Here is a 9,817-nt window from a genome sequence, read left to right as displayed (position 1 = left end):
CGCCGCCCGCGGCATCGGCGGGGTGCCCTCCCCCTCGACCTGGAACATCGCGCTGACCCAGGGTGATGCCAGCCGTGAAGACCTGATCGCACAGATGGGTACCGGCCTGCTGGTCACTTCGATGATCGGCTCCACCATCAACCCGAACACCGGCGACTATTCCCGCGGCGCATCCGGTTTCTGGGTGGAAAACGGCGAGATTGCCTATCCGGTCAACGAATGCACTATCGCGGGCAGCCTGCACGATATGCTGCGCCGGATTATCCCGGCCAACGACGCGCGCACGCATTTGTCCACCGTGGTGCCGTCGCTTCTGGTCGAAGGAATGACCCTTGCCGGCAACTGACCTATCCCTGCTTGTAAAAGCGGCGGAACAGGCCGGAGACATTGCGTGCCGCTACACTGGTCCCGACGCCAAGCGCTGGGACAAGCCAGGCGGTGCGGGTCCGGTGACCGAAGCCGACCTGGCCGTTAACACCATGCTCGAGGACATGTTGCAGCAAGCGCGGCCCGGCTACGGCTGGCTGTCGGAGGAGACCGAAGATAGCCCAGCCCGCCTGACTCGCGAGAAGGTTTTCATCATAGACCCGATCGACGGCACCCGCAGCTTTGCCGAAGGCTCCCGCACCTGGGCGCATTCCATCGCGGTTGCCGAAGCAGGCGAGGTCACGGCCGCGGTGATTTTTCTGCCGCAACGTGAGCTTATGTATACTGCCGCCAAGGGAAAGGGTGCAGCCTGCAACGGCAGCCCGATCGGGATCTCGGCTGCGGCAGAACTTGCAGATACTGAGGTTCTGGCCGCCAAGCCAAATCTGCAACCGCACCACTGGCAGGGCGGCACTCCGCCTGCATTCATCCGCAGTTACCGGCCCTCGCTGGCCTACCGGCTGGCCAAGGTGGCCGACGGCCGGTTCGGGGCCATGCTGACGCTGCGCCCCAGCTGGGAATGGGACATTGCCGCCGGCGATTTGCTGGTGCGCGAGGCAGGCGGCACCATCTCAGACAGGTCAGGCAAGCCCCTGCGCTTCAACAACCCGCATCCCCGCCTGAACGGCGTGGTTGCCGGAAATACGTCTCTGCACACGGCGCTTATCGCAGCCCTGGACCCGGCAGGCCCCGGCATCGCTGGACATTAAACCTGCCCCGGCTTAAGCGGTCTCAGCTGTCCTGCAATGGCTGGACGTAAACTTTTCACAGACAAACCCGCATGTTGCAGCTACCTTTGGCCGGAAAAATCAAATCGAAACAGATGCAACGGCGAAGCACAAATTCCAGCCGCTCTGCGGTGCTGCAACCCCGTCCAAAGGGTGAAGTGCTCTGGGTGCACGCGACAACACCAGAGCGCTACCTCGCGCTCTGCGACATAGGCCGCCGTCTCAAGACCCTGCGCCCGGACCTCTCTGTGCTGGCCAGCTGGGAGCCTGATCTGAGACTGACCGGCACTGTCGGCTGCGACATTCCAGTTGGCCCGCTGGCGGAGGACACATTGGCAGAAGCCCGCGAATTCGTGGCGCACTGGCGGCCCGATGCCTGTATCTGGACAGGCCCGCCAGCCCGCCGGACCCTGCTGCGGCATCTGCGTGACCAGGGAACCGGTGTACTTCTGGCCGATCTTCTTGACGCTGAAATGCCTCACCGCACCAGCCGCTGGCTGCCGGATCAGCGCCGCAGGATGCTGGAAGGGCTGACATGTATCCTGACGCCATCCAAAACTGTGCGGGACCGGCTCATCAGGCTGGGCTTTCCGGCGGAACGGCTGGAAGTGGCTGGCAAGCTGCGTGTATCGGCCATTCCGCCCGGGTGCAACGACGACGAACTGGCCGCCATGCAGCAGACCCTGGGCAGCCGCCCGGTCTGGCTTGCGGCCCACGTCAAACTGAATGAACTGTCCCGCGTTCTGGACGCTCACCGCAATGCCCTGCGTCTGCTGCACCGCTTGCTGCTGGTCGTTGCGCTGGACGATATTGCGGATCTGGAGGCGGCCCGCGGCCTGCTGCAGAAAAGCGGATTGTCCTTTGCCGACTGGGAAAACGGCGGAGAGCCTGAAGACTTCAACCAGGTTCTGCTCACCAGTGGCGAGGACATCGGCCTCTGGTACCGGTTGTCACCGGTCGCCCTGCTCGCAAACAGTCTCGATCCGGCTGCCCAGGGTCAATCCCCCCTGGATGCCGCGGCTCTGGGCTCTGCGCTGCTGCATGGCCCCGGCATCCACGCGCACCGTGAACTTTATGACAGGCTGACCAAGGCCGGTGCCGCGGTTCAGGTGCAGACCCACAACGAGATGTCAGACACCGTTGTTGCCTTATCAGCTCCAGACAGAGCCGCCGAAATGGCCCTGGCCGGCTGGCAAAGCGTCACCGAAAGCGCCGCAACCACTGACACACTACTGGAAAAGATCCAGACCCTTCTTGACCAGCGCGAGGACACTAATGCGGGCACCTGATTTCTGGCACAAGCTGCCGGGGGAGTTTGACTTGCGGTCCGCCCTGCTGGCACCACTTGGCTGGGCCTATGCCCGTGCAACGGCCTCCCGTCTGTCCAAGGGTAATCCGGTTGCACCCGGTGTGCCGGTTATCTGCGTGGGCAATCTGAATGCCGGCGGCACTGGCAAAACGCCAACCGTGATCTGGCTGCTGGAAGCCCTGCGCAGCCTTGGCCATGATCCGCATGTGGTCACCCGCGGTTATGGCGGAACGCTGGAGGGGCCGGTGCATGTGATGCCCGGCAAGCACAAGGCAGCGCAAACGGGAGATGAGCCGCTGCTTCTGGCAGCCTTTGGCGAGGTCTGGGTCGCCAAGGACCGCGCCGCGGGCGCCCGCGCTGCAGCCAACGCCGGGGCGACGGTCATTGTACTGGACGATGGCTTTCAGAACCCTGCGGTCGCCAAGGACCTGTCACTTGTTGTGGTCGACGCCCAGCACGGTTTCGGCAACGGCCGCTGCCTGCCGGCCGGCCCGCTGCGCGAACCGGTTGCCATAGGGCTGAAACGCGCCGGCGCGGTGCTGTCGCTGGGGCCGGAGCCCGCCCAAAAAGCATTCACGGACGTTTGGGGCAGCCATCTGCAGGGGCTGCCGCATTTCACCGGCGCGCTGGAACCGTTGCAGACCGGGATGCCCTGGAACGGCACCCGCGTGCTGGCCTTTGCCGGCATCGGCCATCCGCAGAAGTTCTTCAGCACCCTGCGCAGCCTTGGTGCCGAAATAGCCCGGTCTGAGGCATTGGACGATCATCAGCCGCTGACCCCGGCACTGATGAACCGGCTGGAAAACGAGTCCAAGCTGCTGAACGCGCAGCTGGTCACTACCGAAAAGGACGCTGTCCGGCTGCCGGACGGCTTCCGCTCCAAGGTGATAACCCTGCCGGTCCGCCTGAAGATTTCCGGTGACGATGGCCTGAAAAACATGCTGAAAGCAGCTGCTCCTGCGCCTTGACCGCCGAAAAGAAAGCAATTGCTCAAACAAAAAAGCCCAGGCACATGGCCCGGGCTTTTGCTTATCAGCTTACTGACGTTCAGCTTTCCAGTTCGGCATCCAGCAGTTTCTTGAACTCGTCGTAGGACTGGTTCGAAACCTTCTCGCCGTTCAGGATGAAGGACGGCGTGGATTCAATCCCATGCTCAGTCGCATTTTCCTGATACCAGGTCACCAGAGTTTGCGCCTTCTCGCCGTCCTGCAAACAGGCCTCCAGCTGGTCGTTTTCGATGCCCGCCAGGCGGCCGATCTTGCGCAGTTCATCAATGATCTCCGGCGCACCGCCGGCCCGCGCCCATTCCGACTGGCCTTTGTAGATCAGGTCGGAAATGCCAAAGAATTTCTCCGGCCCGCTGCAACGCGCAATCATCGATGCCCACAGCCCGTAGCGGTCAAAATAGACCTCGCGGTAAATGAACTTCACCTTGCCGGTATCGATGTAATCCGCTTTCAACTGCTTGAATGTGTTGTTGTGGAAATTCGCGCAGTGCGGGCAGGTGTAGGAGGCATATTCGATCAGCGTGACCGGCGCATCCTCCGCCCCCAGGGTCATTTCGGTGATGGTCGAGGTGTCTACTTCTGCTTCCTGTGCGACCGCCGCGCCGACCAGCGGGTTTGCAGGCAGATTGCTCTGGCTGCTCAAACCCGACAGGGCATAACCGCCCGCAACCACCGCAACCGCGGCCAAGACACCAGACATCAAACGGGTCATTTGAACCCCTTTCCTTGCGTTTTCTGTTTTGTCAGCACATTGCGCCCCAGGCGTTCCAGGGCGGCGCGCAAATCATCGTTTTCCACCCCTTCGGCAGCCTTGCTGGCCTCTGCCGCATCCTGCGGATCCGGCTGCAGCGGCGCTTGCACTTTGGGGGCATATTTGAATTCCACGCGGCCGTCGGAAAATCCCGTCGGTGCCGTTTGCGTGATCCGCACCTTGGAAATGGCGTTAAAGCCATAGACCGCATTCACCCGCTCGCGCAGGCGTTCCTTTTGCATTTCCAGCATTGGCGCATTGGCCCCGGTGGTCAGAACCGTCAGCGTCGCGCCAAAAGAGCCCCGCCCGTAGCCGATGTTCACTGGACGTGCCATCGCAGCGATATCCGGCCCGGCGATCTCCTCCCAATGGGTGAGCAGCCGGGACACCGCGAATCCGCGGCTTTCCCCCGCTTTGCGGATCTGCTCGCTAAGGAGCTTGGAGGTCCGGGAGAACCCGCGTGTGGTGCTGCGCCTGAATGCCATGATCTAGGTTTTGCTCGACTGCCCGCCCTATTGTAAAGAGCGGTTATGCAGGCGCCAGCCAAACCGCCGCCCAAGGAATAACGAATGCGTGACTTAAAGAGCGATTCCGCCACGATGAGCGAAGAACTGCTCGCGTGGTATGACGTGCATGCCCGCGAGATGCCCTGGCGGGTAGGTCCGGCAAGCCGCGCTGCAGGCATCCGCCCGGATCCTTACAGGATCTGGCTTAGCGAGGTGATGCTGCAGCAAACCACGGTTGCCGCCGTGCGCGAATACTTCCTGCGCTTCACCAGCCGGTGGCCAACGGTTCTGGATCTGGCCGCCGCAGAAGACACCGACGTGATGAGCGAATGGGCTGGCCTCGGTTATTACGCCCGCGCCCGCAACCTGCTGAAATGCGCCCGCGCTGTGGCACAGGATCACGGCGGCAGCTTCCCGGACAGCTACGAGGGCCTGCTCAAACTGCCCGGCATCGGCCCCTACACCGCTGCCGCCATCGCCTCCATCGCCTTTGACCGGGCTGAGACCGTGCTGGATGGCAATGTGGAGCGGGTGATGGCCCGTGTTCACGACATCCACGACCCGCTCCCAGGTGCCAAACCGGTGCTGAAAGACCGTGCAGCAGAGCTCACTCCGGTGCAGCGGCCCGGCGATTACGCGCAGGCGGTGATGGACTTGGGCGCCACCATCTGCACCCCCCGCAACCCGGCCTGCGGCATTTGCCCCTGGCGCGGCCCGTGCGCGGCCCGCGTTGCCGGAACAGCGGCTGAACTGCCCAAGAAGACACCAAAGAAACCCAAACCCACCCGGCAAGGAATTGTCTATCTGGCGGAATCCGCCGATGGAACCTGGCTGCTGGAACGGCGGCCGGACAAGGGGTTGCTGGGTGGCATGCTGGGCTGGCCCGGCTCGGACTGGAGCGATGCACCCGTCCCGAACCCGCCCTTTGAAGCGGATTGGCAGGAACTGGCTGGAGAAGTGCGGCACACCTTCACCCATTTTCACCTGATCCTGCGCATCATGACCGCAGAACTGCCTGGCGGGTTCAATCAAAGTGCGGAACAGGAATTGATTTCACGCCACCATTTCCGCCCTTCCAGCCTGCCCACGGTGATGCGCAAAGCCTTCGATCTATACAAAGGCCGCTAGGTTACCCCGCGCCCCTATTGGGTTTTTAAATGTCTGGGCATAGGGTTTCCCCAAACGCGCGCTGACTGATTTGGGAGACCTGGCATGATTGCCCCCGAAACTCTTTCCCGCTGGCAAAGCGCCCTGCCGTTCTGGATGTCATTTCTGCTGCTGCCGCTGGTCTGGATCGCGGCGTTGCAGGGCGGCTGGGCGCTGTTGCTGCCGCCACTCGTGACCTGGCACCTGTTTGCGGTGCTGGATGGGGTTTTCGGGCTCAATCTGGAAAACGCCGACCCGGAAACACCGGACAGAGACCTCAAGTGGTACAAGGCGCTGACAGCGGCCTGGGTGCCGCTGCAGTTCATCACGCTGTTCGGGCTGATCTGGTACGTGAGCGGCGCTGAACACCTGAATGGCTTTGAAAAGTTCGCCGCGTTCTTCGGTGTCGGGGTTGTGACCGGCGCCGTCGGTATCAACTACAGCCACGAGCTGATGCACCAGTCCAGCCGGATGGAACGCTGGCTGGGGGACATTCTTCTGGCGATGGTGCTGTACTCGCATTTCCGCTCCGAACATCTGCTGGTGCACCACCGCTACGTCGGCACCCCCCGCGATCCGGTCACTGCACGCTACAACGAGGGTTTCCACCGCTTCTATCCCCGGGTGCTGCGGCAATGCTGGCATTCTGCCTTCCGAGCCGAAAAAGAGAAACTTGCCAAGAAGAACCGCCCCTGGACCGACCGCTCCAACCCGTTCTTCCGCTACTGGGCATTGCAGGCCGCAATGCTGCTGCTGGCACTGATGCTCGGCGGTCTGACCGGTGTCCTCCTCTTCCTGGTTCAGGCAGGCACCGCGATCTGGCAGCTGGAAGTGGTCAACTACGTCGAGCACTACGGGCTGACCCGCAAACACTTGGGCGAGGGCAAATACGAGCCGGTCCAGCCGCGCCACTCCTGGAACGCGGCGCACAAGGCATCGAACTGGCTGCTGATCAACCTGCAGCGCCATTCGGACCACCATTACAAGCCGAACCGCCGCTTTCCGCTGCTGCAGAACTACACCGAGGCTGACGCACCGCAGCTGCCATACGGCTATCCGGTAATGACCATTGCCGCGATGATCCCGCCCCTGTGGCGGCGGGTGATGAATCCGCGGGTGCGCCGCTGGCGGCAGACGTATTATCCCGAAATCACCAACTGGTACGCCTATAACAAGGCGCAGAACCCGATGCCACGTTAGAGGTCAGGCCCAAGCAAAGACGGTCATCGGCTGATCCAGCCCGCGCACTTCCTGATCCGGATGGCGGGCTGCGCCGTCCAGCAAGTCCAGCCCAGCCAGCTCCGCCTTGACCTGCGCAGCCATTGCTTCGCTGGCAACAATACTGGCCTGCAGCCTGCGCGTCAGGTTCTCCAGCCGCGCGGCGATGTTCACCGTCATGCCCAGGACCGCATATTCCAGCCGGTTGGCACCGATATCACCCAGCAACGCCTCGCCATAATGAATACCGATCCCGGCCCGGATCTCGGGCTTGCCCTGTTTTGCACGGTCCCGGTTCCATCTCGCAAGCGAAGCCCGCATCGCGTGGGCGCAGGCCAGCGCATTCGTGGCGTCCTGCTTGCCAGCCACCGGCGTGCCAAAGGTCGCCATCAGCCCGTCTCCCAGATACTTGTCCAGCGTGCCGTGATGGCGGAACACCTCCCGCTCCATCCGGCCATGGAATTCACGCAAAAGATCAATCACCGCGTGCGGATCCATGCCTGCTGACAGCCGGGTAAAGCCGATAATATCGATAAACAGAACCGCCACGTACTCGCTGCGCACCTGCTTCAGCGGCTCATCGTTCTGGGACAGCTGTTCCACCACGTTGGGTGAAAAGTAACGCGACAGGTTCGCCCGCTCCCGTTCCAGGCTGGCATTGCTGCGCAAAAGCCCGTTGAACCGGCGCACCGAGAAACCCAGCGTCACTGCCACCAGCACAAAAACAAGCGCTTCCTGCACCCGCAATTTGACCACAAAGCTGTTAGGGTCAAAGAACAGTGCCAGTTCCGGCTCAAAACTAAGGGCGTCGCCAACAGCCTCTGTCAGGCCGGGAACCGGGCTGGAGAACCACCAGACCAGCCCCAGCGTACTCAGCCACATCATCGCGGTCCAGGTTCCGATCGCAATCACCGTGCGCCAGGAATAGGCCATGGTGCCCGCTGCAAGAATGATAAAGAAATACTGAAAGTTGTCGAACCTGTAGTGCATCGCCGCCGGAATTTCGCGGAAATCGAAGGGATTCGGCACGATAAACCCGAATGTCATGATTGCCAGGTCTAAAAAGATCAGGAACAGCTCCAGCCTCGATTTGCCGACCTTTCCGGCGCGGCTGATCAACCAGCCGTTCAGGCACAGAAGCGCAAGAAGCCCGTGGTAGTAAAGGACACTCCAAACGGGATTCAGAAAGACGATGAATACCGCGACTATCGGCAACGCAATCCAACGCGCCCGCACAGCCAGCTGCAGCCCGCGCCGCTTGTGCGCGTCCAAAGCAGCTTCCGCAAACCTGCCTTCCGCAGCAGAGAGCTCCTTGCTGCTTGCTTCTGCTGCTCTGGCAGCTCCGGTTCCAGTTGCAAACGCCGTATCGGTCATTGGTTCTCCCTCTTCCCGCTGGCTGCAGCAGCATTCCTGCTTCAGATAGTCACCTCGCCTCAAACAGGGAATAGCCCATCAGGCCGCAAACATGCAAAAAACCCCGCCTGATCCAGGCGGGGCAAGGTGTGCGCCTGCGCAATTTGCACAGGCACCTGCAATAGACTGTTGTGTTCTGAATAGCTCCGGGGGCGTCAGTTCTGCATTTCCGCCCGGATCTGCTGGCGCAGCACATCGATCGGCACGGTCTTGCCGTCGCGCTTGAAGCACCAGTAGGTCCAGCCGTTGCAGGACGGAGCATTCTCCAGATGCGCACCGACCTGATGGATGGACCCCTTGATGTTGTCGCCGATCAGGGTGCCGTCTGCCCGCACCTTCGCCTTGTGGCGGCGGTTCATCGAGTACAGCTCTTCACCCGGGCGCAGCATGCCGCGCTCGACCAGCTGGCCGAAGGGCACCCGCGGCGCCGCGCGCTTGCTGGCGGAAACCTCCAGCGCCTCGCGGTCGAACTTGCGCACTGCCTTGATCCGTTTCTCTGCTACCTTGCGGTAGGCTTCTTCACGTTCAATGCCGATGAATTCGCGGCCCAGCATCTTGGCGACCGCGCCAGTGGTGCCGGTGCCAAAGAACGGATCCAGCACCACGTCGCCCGGGTTGGTCGCGCCCACCAGGATCCGGTGCAGCAGCGATTCCGGCTTCTGCGTCGGATGCGCCTTGTCGCCGTTTTCGTCCTTCAGCCGCTCATGGCCGGTGCAGATCGGCAGCACCCAGTCGCTGCGCATCTGAATGCCCTCGTTCAGCGCCTTCAGTGCTTCGTAGTTGAACGTGTACTTGGCACCCTCGGACTTGGACGCCCAGATCATCGTCTCATGCGCGTTGGTGAAGCGTTTGCCGCGGAAGTTCGGCATCGGGTTCGACTTGCGCCAGATGACGTCGTTCAGAACCCAGTAGCCTTCGTCCTGCAGCACGGCGCCAACGCGGAAGATGTTGTGGTAGGAACCGATCACCCAGATAGAGCCATTCGGCTTTAGTACCCGGCGCGCCGCCTTCAGCCACTCACGGGTGAACTGGTCATAGGCCGCAAAGCTGGAAAACTGGTCCCAGTGATCATCCACAGCATCGACTTTAGAGTTGTCAGGGCGGTGCAGCTGGCCTTTCAGCTGCAGGTTATACGGCGGATCCGCAAAGATCAGATCAACCGAATTGGCCGGCAGACTGTTCATCGCTTCGACGCAGTCACCGCCAATAATCGTGTTTAAAGGGAGCGCTGCCGCGCCCTTTGTCATGGTTTTATTCATTGCTCTGCCTCATAACCGCGGCGCATTTTTGCGCTCATTAGGTTGTCCACAGGA

10 protein-coding genes are annotated in these 9,817 nt (G+C 61.8%); 6 read left to right on the top strand and 4 right to left on the bottom strand.

Annotated elements, in window-relative coordinates:
- The 4 genes from GC1_RS21105 to lpxK form a co-directional block, all read left to right on the top strand.
- Positions 1-346: metallopeptidase TldD-related protein (locus GC1_RS21105; protein WP_039498869.1), on the top strand; the 346-nt coding region annotated here is incomplete at its 5' end.
- Positions 333-1,136, top strand: coding sequence for an inositol monophosphatase family protein (locus GC1_RS21100; RefSeq protein WP_019297608.1), 804 nt, complete (start codon positions 333-335; stop codon positions 1,134-1,136). The genes GC1_RS21105 and GC1_RS21100, both read left to right, overlap by 14 nt.
- A 113-nt stretch (positions 1,137-1,249) precedes the next feature.
- Complete coding sequence (locus tag GC1_RS21095) at positions 1,250-2,443, top strand: 3-deoxy-D-manno-octulosonic acid transferase (protein ID WP_019297607.1); 1,194 nt, start codon at positions 1,250-1,252, stop codon at positions 2,441-2,443.
- Positions 2,430-3,431 carry a tetraacyldisaccharide 4'-kinase gene (gene lpxK / locus GC1_RS21090; RefSeq protein WP_019297606.1) on the top strand — a complete coding sequence of 334 codons (1,002 nt, stop codon included), beginning with the start codon at positions 2,430-2,432 and terminating at the stop codon, positions 3,429-3,431. The genes GC1_RS21095 and lpxK overlap by 14 nt, the downstream gene beginning before the upstream one ends.
- 79 nt (positions 3,432-3,510) lie before the next feature.
- Here lpxK and GC1_RS21085 read toward each other — a convergent pair whose 3' ends face one another.
- Positions 3,511-4,182 carry a DsbA family protein gene (locus tag GC1_RS21085; RefSeq protein ID WP_019297605.1) on the bottom strand — a complete coding sequence of 224 codons (672 nt, stop codon included), beginning with the start codon at positions 4,180-4,182 and terminating at the stop codon, positions 3,511-3,513.
- A complete protein-coding gene (locus tag GC1_RS21080) occupies positions 4,179-4,706 on the bottom strand; it encodes a DUF721 domain-containing protein (protein WP_019297604.1) in 528 nt (175 codons plus the stop codon). Before GC1_RS21080 ends, GC1_RS21085 begins: the two co-directional genes overlap by 4 nt.
- 84 nt (positions 4,707-4,790) lie before the next feature.
- Between GC1_RS21080 and mutY the strand changes: the two genes are divergently transcribed.
- Both mutY and GC1_RS21070 read left to right on the top strand, forming a co-directional pair.
- On the top strand, positions 4,791-5,855 hold the full coding sequence (gene mutY, locus GC1_RS21075) for an A/G-specific adenine glycosylase (RefSeq protein ID WP_019297603.1): 1,065 nt from the start codon (positions 4,791-4,793) through the stop codon (positions 5,853-5,855).
- An 84-nt stretch (positions 5,856-5,939) separates the two neighbouring features.
- Complete coding sequence (locus GC1_RS21070) at positions 5,940-7,073, top strand: alkane 1-monooxygenase (protein ID WP_019297602.1); 1,134 nt, start codon at positions 5,940-5,942, stop codon at positions 7,071-7,073.
- Positions 7,074-7,076: 3 nt separating this feature from the next.
- Here the strand turns inward: GC1_RS21070 and GC1_RS21065 are convergent, their stop codons facing one another.
- Positions 7,077-8,465 carry an adenylate/guanylate cyclase domain-containing protein gene (locus GC1_RS21065; RefSeq protein ID WP_019297601.1) on the bottom strand — a complete coding sequence of 463 codons (1,389 nt, stop codon included), beginning with the start codon at positions 8,463-8,465 and terminating at the stop codon, positions 7,077-7,079.
- A gap of 194 nt (positions 8,466-8,659) precedes the next feature.
- Positions 8,660-9,763, bottom strand: a complete 1,104-nt coding sequence (locus tag GC1_RS21060) for a site-specific DNA-methyltransferase (protein ID WP_019297600.1) — start codon at positions 9,761-9,763, stop codon at positions 8,660-8,662.
- Positions 9,764-9,817: the final 54 nt, after the last annotated feature.

The sequence above is a fragment of the Leisingera sp. ANG1 genome (assembly GCF_000203975.2).
Classification (GTDB): domain Bacteria; phylum Pseudomonadota; class Alphaproteobacteria; order Rhodobacterales; family Rhodobacteraceae; genus Leisingera.
Note: the sequence above shows the minus strand (reverse complement) of the source record. Positions and strands in the feature narration are given on the sequence as shown.

Coding starts and splice junctions, on each gene's coding strand:
- GC1_RS21085 (WP_019297605.1), bottom strand. CDS start 4,182: ATGACCCGTTTGATGTCTGGTGTCTTGGCCGCGGTTGCGGTGGTTGCG.
- mutY (WP_019297603.1), top strand. CDS start 4,791: ATGCGTGACTTAAAGAGCGATTCCGCCACGATGAGCGAAGAACTGCTC.
- GC1_RS21060 (WP_019297600.1), bottom strand. CDS start 9,763: ATGAATAAAACCATGACAAAGGGCGCGGCAGCGCTCCCTTTAAACACG.
- GC1_RS21080 (WP_019297604.1), bottom strand. CDS start 4,706: ATGGCATTCAGGCGCAGCACCACACGCGGGTTCTCCCGGACCTCCAAG.
- GC1_RS21070 (WP_019297602.1), top strand. CDS start 5,940: ATGATTGCCCCCGAAACTCTTTCCCGCTGGCAAAGCGCCCTGCCGTTC.
- GC1_RS21065 (WP_019297601.1), bottom strand. CDS start 8,465: ATGACCGATACGGCGTTTGCAACTGGAACCGGAGCTGCCAGAGCAGCA.
- GC1_RS21095 (WP_019297607.1), top strand. CDS start 1,250: ATGCAACGGCGAAGCACAAATTCCAGCCGCTCTGCGGTGCTGCAACCC.
- lpxK (WP_019297606.1), top strand. CDS start 2,430: ATGCGGGCACCTGATTTCTGGCACAAGCTGCCGGGGGAGTTTGACTTG.